Annotated in this window: 20 protein-coding genes; 6 read left to right on the plus strand and 14 right to left on the minus strand. The window is 41.1% G+C overall.

From position 1 onward, the window contains the following. Nucleotides 1-64: 64 nt before the first annotated feature. Both lepB and B7E06_RS14595 read right to left on the minus strand, forming a co-directional pair. Nucleotides 65-604 (minus strand): signal peptidase I, encoded by a 540-nt coding sequence (gene lepB / locus B7E06_RS14590; protein ID WP_082234690.1) that lies wholly within the window; start codon nt 602-604, stop codon nt 65-67. Nucleotides 605-668: 64 nt separating this feature from the next. Further along, the gene (locus tag B7E06_RS14595) at nt 669-1307 is read right to left on the minus strand and encodes a TVP38/TMEM64 family protein (RefSeq protein WP_082234691.1); all 639 of its coding nucleotides are present in this window, start codon (nt 1305-1307) and stop codon (nt 669-671) included. A gap of 227 nt (nt 1308-1534) precedes the next feature. Between B7E06_RS14595 and B7E06_RS14600 the strand changes: the two genes are divergently transcribed. Continuing rightward, a complete protein-coding gene (locus tag B7E06_RS14600) occupies nt 1535-1909 on the plus strand; it encodes a YhjD family protein (protein WP_082234692.1) in 375 nt (124 codons plus the stop codon). Here B7E06_RS14600 and B7E06_RS14605 read toward each other — a convergent pair. Further along, nucleotides 1872-2390: a competence protein ComK gene (locus B7E06_RS14605; RefSeq protein WP_082234693.1), complete on the minus strand. Its 519-nt coding sequence runs from the start codon at nt 2388-2390 to the stop codon at nt 1872-1874. The two genes, B7E06_RS14600 and B7E06_RS14605, sit on opposite strands and share 38 nt — an antisense overlap. A gap of 152 nt (nt 2391-2542) precedes the next feature. Between B7E06_RS14605 and B7E06_RS14610 the strand changes: the two genes are divergently transcribed. Continuing rightward, nucleotides 2543-3004 carry a DUF3939 domain-containing protein gene (locus B7E06_RS14610; protein ID WP_082234694.1) on the plus strand — a complete coding sequence of 154 codons (462 nt, stop codon included), beginning with the start codon at nt 2543-2545 and terminating at the stop codon, nt 3002-3004. Between the two features lie 276 nt (nt 3005-3280). On the opposite strand, the gene B7E06_RS14615 is transcribed toward B7E06_RS14610, so the two are convergent. The 3 genes from B7E06_RS14615 to B7E06_RS14625 form a co-directional block, all read right to left on the minus strand. After that, complete coding sequence (locus tag B7E06_RS14615) at nt 3281-4813, minus strand: long-chain-fatty-acid--CoA ligase (protein WP_082234695.1); 1533 nt, start codon at nt 4811-4813, stop codon at nt 3281-3283. 136 nt (nt 4814-4949) lie between these two features. Further along, a complete protein-coding gene (gene lplA / locus B7E06_RS14620; RefSeq protein WP_082236024.1) occupies nt 4950-5948 on the minus strand; it encodes a lipoate--protein ligase in 999 nt (332 codons plus the stop codon). Between the two features lie 70 nt (nt 5949-6018). Further along, a complete protein-coding gene (locus B7E06_RS14625; protein WP_082234696.1) occupies nt 6019-6756 on the minus strand; it encodes an MBL fold metallo-hydrolase in 738 nt (245 codons plus the stop codon). Between the two features lie 119 nt (nt 6757-6875). Between B7E06_RS14625 and yhfH the strand changes: the two genes are divergently transcribed. Next, nucleotides 6876-7004: a protein YhfH gene (gene yhfH, locus B7E06_RS14630; RefSeq protein WP_082234697.1), complete on the plus strand. Its 129-nt coding sequence runs from the start codon at nt 6876-6878 to the stop codon at nt 7002-7004. A 108-nt stretch (nt 7005-7112) separates the two neighbouring features. On the opposite strand, the gene B7E06_RS14635 is transcribed toward yhfH, so the two are convergent. The 5 genes from B7E06_RS14635 to B7E06_RS14655 all read right to left on the minus strand — a co-directional run bounded on the left by B7E06_RS14635 (nt 7113) and on the right by B7E06_RS14655 (nt 14508). Then, on the minus strand, nt 7113-8135 hold the full coding sequence (locus tag B7E06_RS14635; protein ID WP_082234698.1) for a LacI family DNA-binding transcriptional regulator: 1023 nt from the start codon (nt 8133-8135) through the stop codon (nt 7113-7115). 714 nt (nt 8136-8849) lie between these two features. Next, a complete protein-coding gene (gene hemY, locus B7E06_RS14640) occupies nt 8850-10247 on the minus strand; it encodes a protoporphyrinogen oxidase (protein WP_082234699.1) in 1398 nt (465 codons plus the stop codon). A 2-nt stretch (nt 10248-10249) separates the two neighbouring features. Further along, complete coding sequence (hemH, locus tag B7E06_RS14645) at nt 10250-11185, minus strand: ferrochelatase (RefSeq protein WP_082234700.1); 936 nt, start codon at nt 11183-11185, stop codon at nt 10250-10252. Between the two features lie 12 nt (nt 11186-11197). Then, complete coding sequence (gene hemE / locus B7E06_RS14650; RefSeq protein WP_082234701.1) at nt 11198-12232, minus strand: uroporphyrinogen decarboxylase; 1035 nt, start codon at nt 12230-12232, stop codon at nt 11198-11200. Nucleotides 12233-12345: 113 nt separating this feature from the next. Continuing rightward, nucleotides 12346-14508 carry a transglycosylase domain-containing protein gene (locus B7E06_RS14655; protein WP_245807747.1) on the minus strand — a complete coding sequence of 721 codons (2163 nt, stop codon included), beginning with the start codon at nt 14506-14508 and terminating at the stop codon, nt 12346-12348. 82 nt (nt 14509-14590) lie between these two features. Here B7E06_RS14655 and B7E06_RS14660 point away from each other — a divergent pair, with 82 nt between their 5' ends. Continuing rightward, nucleotides 14591-15097, plus strand: coding sequence for an antibiotic biosynthesis monooxygenase family protein (locus B7E06_RS14660; RefSeq protein WP_082234703.1), 507 nt, complete (start codon nt 14591-14593; stop codon nt 15095-15097). Nucleotides 15098-15209: 112 nt separating this feature from the next. On the opposite strand, the gene B7E06_RS14665 is transcribed toward B7E06_RS14660, so the two are convergent. Then, nucleotides 15210-15689, minus strand: a complete 480-nt coding sequence (locus B7E06_RS14665; protein ID WP_082234704.1) for a thioredoxin family protein — start codon at nt 15687-15689, stop codon at nt 15210-15212. 15 nt (nt 15690-15704) lie between these two features. After that, the gene (locus B7E06_RS14670; protein ID WP_082234705.1) at nt 15705-16115 is read right to left on the minus strand and encodes a disulfide oxidoreductase; all 411 of its coding nucleotides are present in this window, start codon (nt 16113-16115) and stop codon (nt 15705-15707) included. Between the two features lie 165 nt (nt 16116-16280). Between B7E06_RS14670 and B7E06_RS14675 the strand changes: the two genes are divergently transcribed. Continuing rightward, nucleotides 16281-16718 (plus strand): ferritin-like domain-containing protein, encoded by a 438-nt coding sequence (locus tag B7E06_RS14675; protein ID WP_082234706.1) that lies wholly within the window; start codon nt 16281-16283, stop codon nt 16716-16718. A 129-nt stretch (nt 16719-16847) separates the two neighbouring features. Then, entirely contained in the window at nt 16848-18017 is a 1170-nt protein-coding gene (locus tag B7E06_RS14680; RefSeq protein ID WP_082234707.1) for an amidohydrolase, read from the plus strand. Here B7E06_RS14680 and B7E06_RS14685 read toward each other — a convergent pair. Then, the gene (locus B7E06_RS14685; RefSeq protein ID WP_082234708.1) at nt 18005-18721 is read right to left on the minus strand and encodes an EcsC family protein; all 717 of its coding nucleotides are present in this window, start codon (nt 18719-18721) and stop codon (nt 18005-18007) included. The genes B7E06_RS14680 and B7E06_RS14685 overlap by 13 nt on opposite strands. Between the last annotated feature and the right edge of the window lie 10 nt (nt 18722-18731).

Below are 18731 nucleotides of genomic sequence, written 5' to 3' on the forward strand. Positions count from 1 at the left end.
CCGGGTCAATTTAACAACATCTGTAAACACGGAAAAAACCGCCCATATATCGGACGGTTCTGCCTTATTTAAACTGCACCGCTACTTGTGAAAATGGATAGTAGCGCATATCAACTTTTCCAACGATCTGTTCTTTGGAAACGAAACCGAATGAACGGCTGTCGAGACTGTCCCGTCGATTGTCTCCCATTACAAATAAGTGACCTTCAGGTACGACCTTCTCATCTGTTACTTCTTCCAATGAAAAGTCCTCAGTAAATGGCTGGCCATCATCAGGACGAAGTGACTCTAAATAAGGTTCCTTTACCGGTTCGCCATTTACATATAGCTGGTCATCTTCAAACTTTATAGTATCACCAGGAGTCCCGATAACTCTCTTTACGTAATCCTCTTTAGGATTGGCATGAAAAATAATTACATCTGAATGGCCGATATCCCGCCAATCATAAATCAATTTGTTCACCATTAGAAGATTTCCGTCATAAAGAGTGGGCTCCATGGATTCTCCATCTACTATATAACTTGCAAACAGATACGTTTTAAATACAAATGCCAGCAATAAGGCAAATACCAAAGTTCGTAAAATCGTGCGGTATTTCTTCATAGCTTTTGCCTCCAGGTAATTTTACTAATAAATATCTACCCGTTTGCAGCTATGCTAAACCGTTTCAATGCGGTCTATTTTGTGCAGTCTTCTGAAGACGTTTTTCTATGAATTTTCCGACAATCCAAAATGCCAAAATGCAAACGGCAACAACTATTGCTTTAACAGGGTTTTGGGCAAAAGAGGCAATACTGCTGCCGACATATGAAATTGTAAATATCATCACGGATTTCCCTAATATGGCAGCAAGGATAAATTGCTGACGGCTGACATTGGACAGGCCGGATACGACATTAATAATGGAAGAAGGAGAAAATGGAAAACACATGAGTAAAAATAATGGTCCAAATCCATGTTCCTCGAGCCACGTCATCACTCTTTTCACCTGCGGATGGCGGCTCACAAAGTTAAAGAACCGCTGCTGGCCTAATTTTCTTGATATTAGAAAAACAAGTACTGCGCCGCTTACAGCTCCTATCCAGGAATAAAGGAAGCCTTTAAAAAGCCCGTAGACTACGGCATTTGCCATAACAAAAGCCACTAGCGGCAAAATAGGTAAGAATGCTTCAATCAGCGGAAATAATATTCCAGGAAGCGGACCAAACCGCTCTAACTGTTCAAGCTGGTCAATCATATAATCAAACAGCCTGTCATGCTCCGCCATGTATCTTAATGTATCGAAGTCCAGCATTAGAAGCTTCATCATCTGTCCCCTCATCTATATAAACGATCTCTACTTACATTTTAATAGAAAGCGAGCTGTCTGCCTACTAGAATACAGTTTCTCCTTGCGGCAGTTTTTTAATCAGGGAACAGGCCGGATTTTGGCTGCGTAATGGCAGGTTATAACTTATTCCAGAAAAAGGTTGCATACTTAATTATAGCACGTGGTATAATATAGAACAAACGTTCGCGTTCGGAGGGGACAACATGAGGAACTTAAAAGAGAAAGAATTAGAGATTGCGTCAAGATACCTCTTCTTATCCATGGCGATTGCTGTTATTCGTCAGGACCGCAGGCACTTTGAAAATGGAAATTTTAAAATAAAGGAGCCTTACCTGGAACTGCTTAGTAAGATGGAGATTGCTGCAAGAGAAGAAAGAAGGATACTGAAATCCAAAATGGATCATCAGAAACTTCATGTAATAGAAGCCAGCCGCAATGATTCCTTTACTTCTTTTCTATTTTTAGCGCATGGGTATGAAGAAAAAAGAAACTACTTTAACCCGGCCATCCGCAAAAAAGTGGAAACCATTCTGTTTGAACTTATGCATAAGTCTCTGCGACCGACTCGCTCTGGGTAATCATTTTCTGCTTTAATCGATCTTCTAAAATAAAACGAAATTGCGCGGTCCGGTGAACCTGATTAGAGATCATTCCTTTAGAAACGGGAACATTAAGAGAGGTTCCATTTGTGAAGAAAAGAGTAGTGGTATGGTTTTGTTCGCTTTCATAATCTTTGATAAAATTATGAGCAATCCACGAACATTCCCTGCGTTTTGGGGAGATTATAGGGAAGAAATACATGCCCATCGTCTGTGAAATGACAATTGGAGGTTTATGAGTAAATCCGGCAACCTGCTTTGTACCAGACAGTCTTCCTTCCAAACTACTGGCAAAATAACGGCAGGACTGGTCGATTACTTTGCCGGGATAATCAGGTATGTAGAAAGTATCTTTACTTTCCATCACCTCAGTAACAATCTGTCCAGTCTCGTTATAATGAGCAACCAGAGCCATTGTCTGAGGGTTTACCTCATATTCTTTTCTACGAAATACGTCCATCTAATCAGCACCCTTTCCAATATTTAAATTCAAGCTTAAGTCTTACTCTATAAATTTAACAAATTATGATAGAAAAGTCTAAAAATTCTTAAAAATAGATTTTTTCTAATGTAAAACTGATATAATTATTGTAAAAAAGTGGAGGAGTTCTTATGTGGAAACGGAAAAGAAGAAAACTTGCTGAAGATCAAAAAGAACTTGAAATCAAAGATTTATCCATTCATGATGTCCGCAGAGCCGTACACCGCTATGCATCCCTTAAGCCTAATGGCGTCCCGCTCAGTGTAATCATTAAGGACGACCTGACAATTGATTATCAACTGCTGGCTCCCTACATTGATGGAATTCCGGAGAAGAATTACTATATGTCCCGTGAAACGTATGAGCTTTTCGAAGAGGAGGATCTTCAGCTTGCGAAAGATCTGGATTTAGTTCAGCAGGCTGTCGATAGATATATGCAGCAGACGAATGAGCTCCCCGTAATCAATGGGGACCCTTATAAAAAAGTAAGCTACTTTAAACTGGAGGGGGCACATTTGCTTCCAGAGCGGCCGGAACGAGAATTCTATCTTACAGATGAAGAGTTTATGATAACCTATCAAAAACCGAAATAAAGACAAAAAAAGTGCCAATGCTCTTAAGTGAGCATTGGCCAATGAGACGACTGGTTAACTTTTGAGTGAGGGAATTAATGTATGAAAAAGCAGTACGCTTTTTCAACAATAACACTCATCAGTAATGTACATTACTGACCCACTTATGAAAACCGAATCATAAGTGGTAACAATAAGCATGATCGCTTATCTGATTCTTATTGTAATATATTTCTTTTAAATATTCACCGAAAATGTTTTGCGGAAGACCGCAAATAATTGCGTTTGGTTTAATGGTCACCGCTGAGCCACTTGATCTCGCAGGTTCTTTCTTAATATTTTTCCTGTCGTATTCTTTGGAAGCTCAGCCATAAAGTGAATTTCGGAAGGCTGCTTGTATTTGGCTAATGATTTCTTACAGAATTCTTTCAATTTGGTTTCATCCAGATTTTCATCAGCAGAAACGACAAAACAGACAACTGTTTCCCCGCTCTCAGGGTGAGGGGCCCCTACAACCGCAGCTTCGCTAATGTCCGGATGACTGTAAAGCACCTCCTCCACTTCCCGAGGGTATACATTATATCCTCCTACAATGATCATATCTTTCTTCCGATCCACAATATAAAAATAGCCTTCTTCATCTTTCTTTGCCATGTCTCCTGTGTACAGCCATCCATCCTTTATAGCGACTGCTGTCTCTTCAGGCATTTTGTAATAACCTTTCATCACGTTAGGACCCTGGACAATTAATTCACCCACTTCTCCAACCGGCACTTCTTCCCCCAGTTCATCAACAATTTTATTTTCAACATTTGTGATATTTGTTCCAATTGATCCCGGCTTACGAGGCCGATCCAGCGGGTTAAAAGCAGTTACAGGAGAAGCTTCAGAGAGTCCGTAGCCTTCAGAAATCCGAACTTTAAACATCTTTTCAAAATCATAAAGCAATGTAACAGGCAGTGATGAACCTCCAGAAACACATATTCTCATATCTTTGAAAGTGTCCACTTTCTCTCTGCCTGTCTGCAGTAAATAATTATACATAGTTGGTACCCCGGCAAAAACCGTGGCCTTGTACTTGCCTGCAATTCTAAAGACGTCATCTGGAGAAAACTGTGGAACTATAAGAATTGTTCCGCCGTTCATAATAGGCGCATTTAGAGCAACTGTCAGGCAAAAGACATGAAACATTGGCAGGGTGGCTACAATTCGGTCATGTGAATTAATACGCAAATAATCAGCTGTATCTGTAGCATTGGAATATAAGTTCTGATGGGTGAGCATCGCACCTTTCGGCTTTCCTGTGGTACCGGATGTATATAAGATAACGGCAGTATCATCACTTGATAAGTCCGGACCTTTATAATGTAAATCCCCATCTTCAACTAAATCTGTAAACGGTTTCATTTTATAATTTAAAGAAGAACTATTTGATTTTGCCCCTGAATCGCCTACAAAGTAATTTTCTACCATCAATTCATTATCCAATTGTTCAAATTTTTCCATGAGGAGATCCACCGTAATGACACCACGCACATCTCCATTTTTCAAAATATAAACCATTTCATCCGCTGTATATGTAGGATTAATTGGAATCACGGTAACTCCTGCTCTCAGCGCACCGTATAATCCCACCATAAACAGAGGGCTGTTACCGCTGACTAAAGCAATATGGTCCCCTTTTTTATAACCAAACTTACTAAGCTGTGAAGCAAATTTAGTGACTGAATCATCGAATACCTTATAGCTCACCTCTTGATCTTGAAAAACGTAAGCAGTCTTTTCCGGCTCACGCTGAGCAGTTACTGTCAGTTGATCACTTAAATTCATATGTTGCTCCCCCTTGATATGAATGAATAATCATTCATTAAGAATTTAAAAAATTTTCAGTTTAATTATAAAATATTGTGATAACTTTAGCAACAAACATGCAAAAGAATGGCCGGCACACATCCCGGCCATTCTTTTAATAAATCATTTCAAGGAAATCCTGTTTTGTAATCTTTCCTAAATAATGAGAGATTTCTTTATCTCCGAGCGCATCAGAGATCGCATTACGTTCATATTTCGTGTCAATGAGAAGTGCTTCAATTTCAGAAATATCACCTACACCGAAGAAATCACCGTAAATTTTTGCATTGCGAATATACCCTTTTGCTACATCTAGACGAATATCATAGGTGCCTGCCCCTTCGATTCGTTTAGTGTGCTGAATATTAAACTTTGGAGACTTTCCATAATTCCAGTTCCAGTTTCTATAACGCTCGTCTGCAATTTTATAAATCTCATTCCAGTCTTCTTCCGTAAGCTTATATTGTGGCACATCTTTTACATCATCCACATCGAAAATGAAGCGTAAAATTAAGTTTTTAAACTCTTCCATTGGAAGTGGATCCTCTAGAAACTCTGAAATGTTCGCTACACGGCTTCGAATTGACTTTATTCCTTTAGACTTAATCTTTTCCGTTTTAACATTAAGAGCTGAAACTACATTTTCTATTTCAGAATTCAACATAAGCGTCCCATGACTGAACATACGGCCTTTTGTAGAAAACTGAGCATTACCGGAAATCTTCCTTCCATCAACAACTACATCATTGCGGCCCGATAGCTCTGCATTAACACCAAGCTTTTGAAGAGCAGCAGTTACGGGTTCCGTAAATTTAGCAAAATCATGGAAGCTGTCCCCATCATCTTTCGTAATAAAGCTGAAGTTCAGGTTTCCAAGATCATGATAAACGGCGCCGCCTCCCGAAAGCCGGCGGACGATATGAATGTTATTCTTATCTACGTAATCCGTATTGATTTCTTCAATCGTATTCTGGTTTTTGCCAATGATAATTGATGGCTCATTAATGTAAAACAGAAGGTATGTTTCATTAATATCAAGATTTTTTAAAGCGTATTCTTCAATAGCTAAATTAATCTGTGGATCATTAATCCCCTCATGATCAATAAATAACATCGTCTCATCCTTTCGATCTCTTTTATCTCCACCCTCCATTGTATAAAATTCAACGATATTAAACAATTTATTAATCCTTTTTGCTCCAGGTTAATCCTTCCTCTGCAAGCTCAATATTTCCATGGTAAACATCTGCCGCTTCCTGTTTAAGCATATTCAAATCGCCGAAATGAGGCAGATGACTGAGCCACAAGGTGTCCGTATTCGCCTGTTTTGCCACCTTAGCAGCTTCTTCACTTGTCATATGACCGGGCTTTCGCCCATCCATGCCTTTATAAAAATTAGTATCTGTAATAAGTAAGTCTGCTCCTTCAGCAAAAGCCCCAAGCTCTTCAAAATAACTGGTGTCTGCAGTATAAACCACGGCATCTGTACTATTACAGATTTTCATTGCATAGCACGGTACAGGGTGCTTCGTTTTTAAAAATTCAATTGTAAACGGACCAATGGAAAGGGACTGAGACGGATCATAAGGAATTCCTTCTGTAAATTGATGAGTCAGCGATTTAAAGGACTGTTCATCTTCCTGGTGACCATAAATCGGAAGAATATCAGAAGACTTGTTTAATTTATTTTGTACGAGCCACGCATACTGAAGCACTCCAACATCCGCTATATGATCATGATGATAATGGGAGAGTATAATCGCATCGAGATCCATTATTTCAACTTTCTGCTGGACTTTGGCTAATGCCCCACTTCCACAGTCAACCAGCAGCCGAAAACCCTCTTCTTCAAACAAATAACTGGAAGTCGCACTATTTACTCTTGGATAAGCACCCCAGTACCCTATTGTAGTAACCTTCATAACAAAAATCCTCCTTAGTTCTTTTTAACTAATTTCAAATTGTTTTATAACAGATGGTTGATTTTTGAATATTGTTATAATACAATGAATTTACAACATTTCTTAGGAGGCGATTTCCAATGATGAACATTCTTGAATTTTTCCGTAACCTGCCTAAAAAACAATGTACGAAGTGTGGCCATGATATCAAGGAGCAGGCTGACTGCTACGGTAATGTTTGCCACGAGTGCAGCCACCCTGCCCATTAAATATAGTATTCCACAAAAAAACTGCCGTGGAACATGATAAATATACAGACAGCTGATATAAAACAGCTGTTTTTTTTTGTGCTTTTTTACAACACAAAAAACAGCCCCTTACTTAGAGGCTGTGGGAATGGCTGCATTTATACCAGTTGAGCTTCTCTTAATCAACTCGTAAGGATAAATATAACGATGCTCCATTGAATGATTCTTATTGTGCATTTTATCTACTAATACTTGAATTGTTTTGCTGGCCATTTCATCTATCGGCTGCTGGACTGTGGTGATGGCAGGAACCATCAGAAGGGAAATCATCTGATTATCAAACCCTACTATTGAGAGGTCTCCAGGCACGTTCCACCCTTCCTGAGCCGCCGCATTAATCATTCCTGCCGCCACTTCATCTGATCCTGTAAAAACACCATCCACGTAGGGATGCCTCTCTTTGATATAATAAAAAGCTTTTCTACCTTCTTCTACATTAAGCGTACCGCAGATTTCAAGTTCAGGGTTAAAGATCAGGTTGTTTACCTCTAACGCTCGCAAAAAACCATTTTTTCGCTGTTGTGTAATATGCGTCTGATGACCGCCTGTTGTATAAGCCAGGTGTCGGCACCCCTGTTCAATCAAATGCAAGGTTGCATCAAATGCCGCCTGAAAATGGTCGATATGTATCATCGAAATTTGTTCATTTTCCATATATTCATTACAAAGTACAATCGGTCCTGAAGCTAAGAATGGCTCAATATCTTTCCAGTCATTTGCTAATGAAGCCAGAACAACACCATCTACCTGCTTTGTTTTTAATAAATTTAAATAATCGAGCTCTTTTTTCTTATTATCATGAGTCTGACAGACGATGACCTGATAGCCGTAATCAGAGGCCTCTTCTTCAAGCGACTCTATTAAACGGCCAAAAAATGGATTGGTTACACGCGGCAGAAGGACAGCGATTGTTTCTGTCCGCTGGCTGCGAAGGCGGCGTGCGGATGAATTCGGAACATATCCAAGCTGCTTCATTGCGTTTAAAATTTTCTCTTTTTTCTCTTCTGTTACATAAGGCTGGTCGTTAATGACCCGAGATACTGTCGTCCTCGACAGTCCTGCCAGCCTTGCCACATCCTCAATTGTTGCCATCCTGACTCCCCCTGTTTGGCACAATTTGAAATCGTTTTCATTTAGAATCATACTAAGATCCCTGCAATTATGCAACCCCTTGAAGGACCTATTTCTATTGTCGGTTTACCTTAACGGTCAAACCTGATGAGAGAGAAAAAACCTGCAGTTGGTGTGCAGGTGCCCAGAAAGTCTTTGGTTTGTTACTTTATGTATCGAGCTGTTCCATTAAACTCTTATTGGAAAAGGGTAATTCTGTTCCGTTTGACTGAATTTAGAGAACCGGGCCTGGGGAAACAACTCGCTTTCCATGGGCGAACGCTGAGCTTCCTCAGGCTAAAGCCTTCCGGGATCTCACCCTGTTCTTCCTACCATAGGAGTCTCGCCGTTTCCCCCGTCCCTTTATGTTTTTTGGACTAACGGAACATTTAGTAAGAAGAGATTATTTTCTTAAGAGACCTCACTGATATTACAGCGTTCCGACTCCACCATTAAATTTAAAGAGGCTGGGAGATGGCGAGACTCCTGCAGGGAGATAGAGCCAGGATGAGATCCGCGAGTGCAACGAGCTAGCTCATTGGCTCCCCGCTAAAAAGCGAGCTATTTCCCAGCCGCTTTTCTCTTATTCCAGTAAAACGGAACTGGTTTTTCATAAGACCAACAAAGAATGACAGCAAGAGAACAAAGGGTTCTCCTGTAGACGTTGGGTTATCTAAAGTTTAAACTTCAGATAAGTCACATATTAAGGTGCTGCAGTACACGTTCAACTGCTGCTTCCCCCTGATCAATACAGTCTGGCAGGCCAATTCCGCGGTAGGAGCCACCGGCTAAATAAACACCCGGAAGCTGCTCAGCCATCCGGCTTTCTACTTTATCAATTCGGTCTTTATGGCCAACAGAGTATTGGGGCATGGAATCATACCATCGTGTCACAATGGAAAACTCAGGATTATGGCTAATATCCATAATTTTATTTAAATCTTGTAAAGCAATATTTGTAATTTCCTCATCGGATAAGTTTACGACTTCCTGATCATCAGGCTTTCCAACATAACAGCGCAGCATAACCTTGCCTTTTGGAGTAGAATGCGGCCATTTTTTATGTGTCCATGTACAAGCCGTGATTCGAAATGGGCTGTTTCTTGAAACAACAAAGCCTGTTCCGTCAATATCTTTTTTAATGGCTGATTCATCAAAAGCCATAGCCACATTTGCTACAGACGTTGCTTTCATTTCTTTAAACGCTGTAAAAAAATCATACTGAGAAAGGATTTTCTGAACAGCAAAGTACGGAGCCGCAAGAACCACTGCATCCGCTTTTTGTACCGTACCGTCACTTAACAGCACATGATACACATCTGTTTTCTTTTCAATATGGTCTACTGCTGTATTTTTTAATACAGAGCCTTCATCCATCTGGGCTTCTACTGCTTCTACAAGCGAATCCAGGCCGCCTCGAAAAGTTCTAAACATGCTTGGTTTTGGTTTGTTTTTGGGAGGCTTTGGCACCGTCTTTCTCAGTCCTTTAATTAAGCTTCCATGCTCAATTTCGAGCTGATAAAAGTTTGGAAAGGTTGACTGCAGGCTGAGGTCATCAATATCTCCAGCATAAATACCTGATAATAGAGGTTCAATTAAATTCTCCACAGCCTGGTTTCCAAGTCTTCTTCTAAAAAATAAGCCAAGTGACTGGTCACCCTCTATTTCTTTTTTCGGCTTAATTAAATCCAAGGCAGCTCTCGTTTTTCCAGCAGGTGTAAAGAGTCCAGAAAAAAGAAATGGGCGAATGCGTGTAGGAATCCCCATGAACGAGCCGCTCGGCATTTTATGGAGCTTCTTGTTAACTAGAATATAAGATTGGCCTGTCCCATTTGGCACAAGCTCTCCTTCTAAGCCTAGTTCTTTAGCAAGTCGTGTCGCGCTTTTCTTTCGTTCAAGGAAAGAATCCGGACCCCGCTCAATTGTGAATCCGTCGCGTTTCACTGTCTGGATTTTACCTCCCAGCTTATCTCCCGCTTCAATTAGCTGAATATCAAGAGAAAGCTGTTTTTCCCGCTTTTCTTTCTGCAGGTAATAGGCAGCTGTTAAACCGGAAATCCCTCCGCCGACTATGATTACTTTTTTCCTGTTCATTCTTATTCCTGCTCTTCCAGCTTAGCTAATACTACCCCAGCTAATGTGCGAATAAATTTCGGATGAATATTTGGCATTTCAGGACGATAATAATCTGCTCCAATTTCATGACAGACGACTTTACATTCATAATCATTATCGTACAGTACTTCTAAATGATCAGAGACAAAACCGACCGGTGCATACACAAAAGAACGATAGCCTTTTTCATTAAAGAGATCGCGGGTTAAGTCCTGGACATCGGGTCCAAGCCAAGGATCAGGTGTATTACCTTCACTCTGCCAGCCAATTTCATAATGCTTAATGCCGGTTTCTTCAGATATTAACTCTGCTGTGCGTTTCAGCTGATCCGGGTAAGGATCGCCGCCTTCAAGAATCTTTTCAGGCAGGCTATGGGCAGATACTATTAAACAAGCTTCTTCTTTCTCCTGCTCGCTCATTTTTATATACTCATTTAAGATTTGTTCACTCCAATAATCGATAAAGCCTGGAGCCTCATACCAGCTTTCCACTGAACGAATCTTAATTCCGTGCTTTTCTGCTTCCTCTTGGGCACGGCCATTATAAGACTTCACGCTGTATGTGGAATAGTGAGGGGCTAAAACAATAGATACAGCTTCGGTAATACCGTCTTCTGCCATTTGGGCTACGGCATCTTCAACGAAAGGCTCAATATGTTTTAATCCAAGGTACATTTTAAATTCCACTTCATTCTGCTCTGTGTTTAAAGTATCCTGAAGGGCTGTCGCCTGATCTTCAGTAATCCGGGCTAAAGGAGAAATGCCGCCGATTGCATTATAACGGTCCCGTAAGTCCTGAAGCATTTCCTCAGATGGTTTATGACCTCTGCGAATGTGTGTATAATACCTTTCTAAATCTTCTTCCTTATATGGCGTTCCGTAAGCCATAACAAGTAGTCCTATCTGCCTTTTTTCCATAGTTTTCACCTCTTAGTTCTTTTGGGAATACTCGTGAACAAGCTGAGTTAATCGTTTTAACGTTTCTGGTTTAATATCGGGAGTTACTCCATGCCCTAGATTAAAGATATGGGCAGGATGCTGCTTCCCTTCATCAATAATTTGCTTTGCCCTCTTTTCGATGACACTCCAATCCGCAAGCAGCAATGACGGATCAAGGTTTCCCTGCAATGGTTTCGTAATCCCCCAGCTGCGGGCTTCCGTAATAGAAGTTCTCCAGTCAAGACCTATGACGTTCACAGGGAGGTCATTCCATTCAAGTGCAAGGTGACGTGCCCCCACGCCAAACGTAATCAGCGGCACTTCAAGGTCAGAGAGTTCGTTAAAAATCCGCTCCATGACCGGCTTAATAAAGGTTCTGTAGTCTTCGGCATTTAAAGCACCTACCCAGGAGTCAAACACTTGAATCGCGCTGGCTCCTGCTTCAACTTGAGCTCTCACATAAGAGATTGATGTATCAGCCAGTTTATCCATTAAGGCAAACCACGTTTCTGGTTCACTGTACATTAAAGCTTTAGTTTTATTGTAATTCTTTGAAGGGCCTCCCTCAATCATATAGCTCGCAAGCGTGAATGGAGCTCCTGTAAACCCGATAAGAGGCACATCCAACTGCTCTTTCGTTAAAAGACGAATCGTATCCATTACATAGGAAACATCAGATTCCGGATCAATCGTGCCAAGCCTGTCGATATCTGCTTTGGAACGGATCGGATTCCCAATGACAGGTCCAATTCCTTTTTTAATCTCAACATCCACCCCTATAGCCGGAAGAGGAGTCATAATATCCTTGTAAAGAATAGCTGCATCCACACCGTACTGATCTACCGGAAGCTTCGTGACATATGCACCAAGCTCCGGCTGGTGAGTAATTTCAAAAAGAGAGTATTTTTCTTTCAGTTTACGATACTCAGGCTGTGAGCGGCCGGCCTGCCTCATATACCATACTGGCGTATAATCTGTCTCCTCCCCTCTGAATGCTTTTAAAATTGTGTCGTTAAATGTTTTCATCCTGTATAACCCCTCCGTGCATGCTTTATCCGTTTTCAACTATACCTGTAAATAAAAGCAAAGTATAGACTTTTGCTGTGTTTGTCACGAGATTGTCTTTTCATCCCACATCCTTAGTGTATCGTAACTACATTCGAAGCTTCCCCTTCTAAACCTGTCAGCGGATCGAACGGTACCACTACATAACTTGTTACTCCAAAAACGTCACTGCCGCCTACATTTGCTTCTCCTTTACCCGTTACTTTTCCTACCATCTTACGGTCCTCATCGCCCAGTCTGTAAATGCGATAGATAATCCGCTCATCATCAGATGGTGTCCAAGTAATTTTATCGGAGAATAGCCTCCAGCCTCCGATACCGACAGAGCCTGAAGCATCGGTAATCTCTGGAAGTATAATTGGCCGCGGGAGCTCCTTCTGTCCTTCAGGCACTTTAAAGCTTTCAGTTAACTCTTGATTCTTATCAATATCCGACAAAATAGATTTCACAAGCGCTGTCGGATATTCACTGCCGCCCGTCAAATAGAAGTCTTCTCCTGAAGAAGGGTATCCCATCCATAACGTGCTTACAAAATCAGGTGTGTAACCGGCAAACCATACATCTTTGTTTTGTCCTTCAACAGTGGGATGCTGCTGAGTCCCTGTTTTCCCTGCAAGAGCTTTGGAATAGCTGCCCGCTTTTGCTGTACCGTCAGTGACTGTCGTTTCAAGGATTTGAGTCATTTCCCATGCAGTCTGCTGGTCGAATACTTTCTTGCCATTTGACTTATGCTCATGAATTGTCTTTCCATTTCTATCGATAATTTTTTCAATCGTATAACTATCGGCCAACCTGCCGCCATTAGCAAAAGCTGAGTAAGCCTCTGTAACTTGCATAGGACTGTATCCTTCTGATAACCCTCCAAGGGCAATGGATAAACCTTTATCTTCCGTAGCAAGTCCCAGCTTACTTAAATAATCCTTCGCATAAGAAATACCCATTTGATCAAGCAGCCATACGGCAGGGGCATTTTTGGATTCAACAACCGCCTGATAGATAGAAGTTAATCCATCATACTGACCGTCATAGTTCCTTGGCGAATATTTTCCATAACTTCTTTGCTCATCAACCAATAGAGAATAAGGAAGGTATTTCTCAGTCATCAAAGCAGGGCCATATACAGCCAAAGGTTTAATCACAGAGCCTGGTTGCTTTTTTGTCAGTGCATGATTCGTTTGTCCATGCTGATAATCTCTTCCCCCAACGATGGCTTCATAAGCCCCTGTTTTTCTATTCATTAAGGTAAACGCACCCTCTGTCTTCCCGTTTGAGCCCGGGGCAAACTCTCCTTCTTTCATATGTTGAGCTGAGAGTTCCTGCATTTCAGGGTCCATCGCCGCAACAATCCGATAGCCTCCGCGTTTTAATTCTTCACGGCTGATCCTATATTTTACAGCCGCTTCTCTAATAACAGCGTCTATATAACTATTACTCCAAGTCTCATCATTTTCTTCTCCTTGCTCAACTCCCAGAGTCGCACCTTGAAGACTTACCATTTCCTCGGCTTCTATGGCGTTTACCGCCTCCATCCGTGACAATACTACATTACGCCGTTCCAATGCCCGATCCGGGTTTTCGAAAGGGGAATAACTGTTAGGTGCTTTAGGCAGTCCGGCTAATAGAGCCCCCTGCGGGATCGTTAGTTCTGAGACAGAAGTATTAAAGTAGTATTTGGATGCCTGCTCTACTCCATAAACACCATTTCCAAAATAAATCGTATTTAAATAAAGCTCCAATATTTCATCTTTTGAATAATGACGCTCTAAATAGATGGCAGCCATCGCTTCTTTCGTTTTCCTCATCAATGACTTGTCGTTGGTCAGAAAGAGATTCTTAACGAGCTGCTGTGTAATTGTGCTTCCGCCTTCCACTTTACTCATAGCTATAATATCCCTATACACGGCGCGTAAAATAGATTTAAAATCAATGCCTGAGTGCTCATAAAACCGTGCATCTTCTACAGCCACGAACGCCTCTTTCACGTTATCGGGTATATCTTCAATGGAGACGAGTGTCCGATTTTGAGTATACATTCTCTCTATAACCTGTCCATCTTCTGTTTCTATAGTCGTTGCCGAATCTAAAACGAGTTTTTCATCAGATACGACAAAGTACCCCCCGGTATAGATAATCATAAAGCCAATCGAAGCCAGTAATGTAAGAAAAACGAAAGAACCTGCGATCCATTTAGCTTTTCTCGACCACTCCGGCGGTCTTAATAGTTTTATATTTTTCAAAATGCTGCGCATCCTTTCTCACACTTGCGGTATCATACAGTCAATTGCTACACTTTACTTATTAAGGAAAGGAGTTTTCCATATGAACGTATCTATGACAAATGGTACCTTAAATTATTTAGTAAAGCTAGCCGACGAGCACAAGCAGGACAAAGTCTTTGTGATGCAGTATCAGGACAAAGCATCAGCTTATTACGAAGGAGAAATTTCTTCTTTTTTTAAAGAAGGTCGCGATTATGAAATCGTTGAAAAGGTTGGAGAAGTTCAATCTTCTGGTTTTGTTGTTATGAATAACATCCCTGTTTCTGATGAAGGACGTCCTGTTTTTGAAGACCGCTTTAAGAAACGGATCGGCCAGGTAGAAAATATGGAAGGTTTTCAGGCCATCCGCATCTTACGACCGAAGAAGGGCAATACATACGTCGTGTTCACACAATGGCGTAATGAGCAGGATTTCGAGGATTGGAAGAATTCCAAAGAATTTGAGCAGGCTCACCAAAATTCCGGCCCTCAGCATAAGCAGAAACCTTCCTTTATCGATGGAAAACCATTTATTACGAAATATCATATGGTTGATCCAAAAGAGTAAAAACGTCCGCCTGACGGGAAAATATTTCCCGCCGGGCTTTTTTATTGAGGAACTTTATGTGCCTCAATAAAAAAAGTCTGTCGAGATTATCTCAACAGACTTTTACCTATCTTTATTCAGAAGCTGTTACTTCTTTATCAAAGAAGTTTTCAAATGCACTCACTTCCTGTGCGCCGACAATTCTAGCTTGCTCTTCTCCATTTTCAAAGTGAACGAGTGTAGGAGTTGCTTCAATTTGATATTCCTGCCACTGCTCTTCAAACTCCAGCAGATTTAATTTCTTCATATCCACATTTTTATCCTGAGCTAATGGAACAAGATCTGGTGTGGTATTTTGACAGTGTACACAATCAGGACTGTAAAAATAAACGGTAACAGGCTCACCTGAGTCAATTTCTTCCCGGAGTTCATCAGGCAGAATTTGATTTTGATAATTAGGGTCATCTAATTGTTCTATTGTGCCTTGTTTTAAATCTTCTTTCCCGTATGGATTTTCTTCTGTCTTTTGTGAGTTCTGGTAATTCACTACAAATGTTAAACCCACGACAAGCACGACTAATATGGTACCAAAAATAATCATATTTCTCTTCATTTGCCCTAATCTCCTTTATCCGCGATTCGAAATTAAATGACTGATAAAAATAATAATAAAGGCTGTTCCTGCTAAGAACGGGATTGTAATAAAACCTAGCACATTAATATATTCAGCATTACATGGAACAACTCCACAAGCATCTCCTGCCGATTGAAGAGCCGGTAATTTCTGAATTAAGTAATGATAGATTGATACACATCCGCCGATTCCACTTAAAAATAATCCGGCATAGGCCACTGATGAATTTTTCTTTAACAACGCCGCACCATAGATGATTACAAGAGGATACATAAGAATCCGTTGATACCAGCATAATTCACAAGGTACATAACCTAATACTTCGGAAAAGAATAAGCTTCCCACGGTTGCGACAAGAGCTGCGGCCCAGGCGATAAACAGCCAGGTTTCACTTTTTTTATTCATAGTAAACGTTCCTTTCTACCTCTCCCATCTGCCATTATACTAGGTATCTATTGGAAAGGAAAACAGTTTTATTCTACAAAAAACACTTCACAGGTTTTACGTTTAAAGCAAAAAAATAAGGGAATATTTTTTAATGTGCTACTATTTATGGAAAGGATGAAGGAAATGGATGAAAAAATGCAACACCTTATTGATGGACTAAATGAAGACTTAGCAAATGAATATGCGGCTTCCATAATGTACACATATAATGCAGCCGTTGTCTCCGGCTTATACCGTTCTGTACTTAAGCCGTTCTTTGAAAGCGAAATTGCTGACGAACAGGGACACGCCATGTATCTAGCTGAGAAAATAAGCATTTTAGGCGGAACACCTACAACTGCTCCAGCTGAAGTCAAGCAGCATACTGATGTTAAAGCGATGCTGAGAGAAGCGAGAGAGGCAGAATATGCCACTATTAAACGCTATGAGGAACGTAAAGTTCAAGCGGAAGAATTAAGCTTAACAGAGCTTTCCGTCAAACTGGATGATTTAATTGCCGATGAAACAGGTCACATGGAAGAGATTGACCGCCTGCTTCAGGATTCCAGATTACATGAATAATGATATAAATTAAAGCCCCTTCTCCATTGGAGAAGGGGCTTTTGCATTTTCCCGGAGCTTTGCTTTCAATATTAAAAATAGTCTGATATATTGAAACAAACTTCAACTTAAAGAAAGAAGGAATTCATCATGTGGGAAAAAGTATTTAAAGCAGTTGATCAGAATTTCGATCAAATGGTAAAAACGCGCAGACACTTACATAAATATCCTGAGGTTTCTTTCAAGGAAACAAAGACGGCGGCTTTTATTGCCGAAACGTACGAACGACTTGGTATTCCTTTTCAGAACGAAGTCGGAGGAAATGGAGTAATTGCGACCCTTGAAGGTGGAAAACCCGGAAAGAAAATTGCTCTCCGCGCGGACTTTGACGCACTGCCGATACATGAAGAGAATGACACCGAGTATAAGTCGACAGTAGATGGAGTTATGCATGCATGTGGCCATGACGGTCATACAGCGGCACTTCTTGGACTGGCAGAAGCTGTGGTCCCTTTTAAGGAAGAGCTTCCCGGCACCATGGTGTTTCTCCACCAGCACGCAGAAGAATATGCTCCAGGCGGGGCTAAACCTATTATTGAATCCGGAGTGTTAGATGATGTCGACGCCGTTTTTGGCACTCACCTCTGGGTAGATGCTCCTACAGGTGTTATACAGACAGCGAAGAAAGAATTTATGGCCGGTGCTGATCGTTTTCATATTACAGTTAAAGGAAAAGGCGGTCATGGCGCCATTCCACATCAGACAAAGGATGCTATTGTAATTGCTTCTCAGCTCGTAACCTCGTTACAGCAGATTGTCAGCCGCCGACTGGATCCTTTAAGTACGGCCGTCCTGACAGTGGGTACATTCGAATCCGGAAATGCGTTTAATGTAATTGCTGATTCTGCAGCACTCACTGGCACTGTCCGCACCTTTGATCCACAGATACAGAATACTATTATTGAGGAAATGGATAAAATTATAAAGGGGACATGTACGGGCTATGGAGCTGATTATGAATTTGATTATTACAAAGGGTATCCGCCGGTAATTAACCATAAAGCAGAAGCTGAACTGATATTAAGAGATGCTTCTAAAGCCGATCCGAACTTAAGGACGGAAGAAATTGCTCCTGTTATGGCTGGGGAAGATTTTGCCTACTATCTGCAAAATAAACCAGGTACTTACTACTTTACAGGTGCCCAAATCCCGGACCATTATTACCCGCACCACCACCCTAAGTTTGATTTCGATGAAGCAGCTCTTCCATATGCTGCGAAAACACTTTTTCAAGCTTACCGCTCTTATCAGGAGGAGTGATCGTTCAACAGACGGAGACGATGAACATTCATCGTCGTCTCCCCTAGTTGCTCTATTAAGCGTCCATTGGCTAAATACCCCACTAAAGCCCCCACTCCTGGAAGCAGCTGAAACATTTTCACAAAATCAATGGTATCTCTGTATTCAATTTGAAGTGTTTTCCAGTCGATATGTTTTCTTTCTTTTGATACAGTGTCCCAGTTCAAAAGGATTCCCTTCACTCTTTCTCTTTCTTCTTCACTTGAAAAAGCAAGCATAAAAATATGAAGCAGAAACACCCTTTCGTCATACCTTTCCACATTCAGACCATAATACTGACCGGCATCAAAAAGAAATTTCATCTTAATACTGAGGAGCAGTGGAAAATCAGCCGCCCCCAGCCATAAACCGCCTGCCCCTGTACCTGCTCCTTCCCAGGATGCTGAGCGCTTGTACTGTTTAATTTTTCCCCGTATCAGTTCTTCCCTCTTCTCAAAGCTCCATTCCGGATTATTCTCCACAGGCAAAATAAACTGTGATCCGGTTAAAGAAAGTTCAATCATTCTTTTTATACTATCCGTGACTATTTTATGGACCCGCTCTGGAACTTTGTTATTCACAGCCGTTTGAAGACTTTTAGATTTACGCTGAATAAACCCTGGCCGTTTTTCTATAGACCGGCTCCATTTTAAGGCCTCCCTGTAAACTTCTTCCTCATAACTCATGGTATAGTAT

The sequence above is a fragment of the Halobacillus massiliensis genome, from assembly GCF_900166625.1.
GTDB lineage: Bacteria > Bacillota > Bacilli > Bacillales > Halobacillaceae > Halobacillus_A > Halobacillus_A massiliensis.

Coding starts and splice junctions, on each gene's coding strand:
- lepB (WP_082234690.1), bottom strand. CDS start 604: ATGAAGAAATACCGCACGATTTTACGAACTTTGGTATTTGCCTTATTG.
- B7E06_RS14665 (WP_082234704.1), bottom strand. CDS start 15,689: ATGAAGAGAAATATGATTATTTTTGGTACCATATTAGTCGTGCTTGTC.
- B7E06_RS14610 (WP_082234694.1), top strand. CDS start 2,543: ATGTGGAAACGGAAAAGAAGAAAACTTGCTGAAGATCAAAAAGAACTT.
- B7E06_RS14660 (WP_082234703.1), top strand. CDS start 14,591: ATGAACGTATCTATGACAAATGGTACCTTAAATTATTTAGTAAAGCTA.
- B7E06_RS14670 (WP_082234705.1), bottom strand. CDS start 16,115: ATGAATAAAAAAAGTGAAACCTGGCTGTTTATCGCCTGGGCCGCAGCT.
- hemY (WP_082234699.1), bottom strand. CDS start 10,247: ATGAACAGGAAAAAAGTAATCATAGTCGGCGGAGGGATTTCCGGTTTA.
- hemH (WP_082234700.1), bottom strand. CDS start 11,185: ATGGAAAAAAGGCAGATAGGACTACTTGTTATGGCTTACGGAACGCCA.
- B7E06_RS14595 (WP_082234691.1), bottom strand. CDS start 1,307: ATGAAGCTTCTAATGCTGGACTTCGATACATTAAGATACATGGCGGAG.
- lplA (WP_082236024.1), bottom strand. CDS start 5,948: ATGTTATTTATTGATCATGAGGGGATTAATGATCCACAGATTAATTTA.
- yhfH (WP_082234697.1), top strand. CDS start 6,876: ATGATGAACATTCTTGAATTTTTCCGTAACCTGCCTAAAAAACAATGT.
- B7E06_RS14605 (WP_082234693.1), bottom strand. CDS start 2,390: ATGGACGTATTTCGTAGAAAAGAATATGAGGTAAACCCTCAGACAATG.
- B7E06_RS14615 (WP_082234695.1), bottom strand. CDS start 4,813: ATGAATTTAAGTGATCAACTGACAGTAACTGCTCAGCGTGAGCCGGAA.
- B7E06_RS14680 (WP_082234707.1), top strand. CDS start 16,848: ATGTGGGAAAAAGTATTTAAAGCAGTTGATCAGAATTTCGATCAAATG.
- B7E06_RS14675 (WP_082234706.1), top strand. CDS start 16,281: ATGGATGAAAAAATGCAACACCTTATTGATGGACTAAATGAAGACTTA.
- hemE (WP_082234701.1), bottom strand. CDS start 12,232: ATGAAAACATTTAACGACACAATTTTAAAAGCATTCAGAGGGGAGGAG.
- B7E06_RS14685 (WP_082234708.1), bottom strand. CDS start 18,721: ATGAGTTATGAGGAAGAAGTTTACAGGGAGGCCTTAAAATGGAGCCGG.
- B7E06_RS14635 (WP_082234698.1), bottom strand. CDS start 8,135: ATGGCAACAATTGAGGATGTGGCAAGGCTGGCAGGACTGTCGAGGACG.
- B7E06_RS14625 (WP_082234696.1), bottom strand. CDS start 6,756: ATGAAGGTTACTACAATAGGGTACTGGGGTGCTTATCCAAGAGTAAAT.
- B7E06_RS14600 (WP_082234692.1), top strand. CDS start 1,535: ATGAGGAACTTAAAAGAGAAAGAATTAGAGATTGCGTCAAGATACCTC.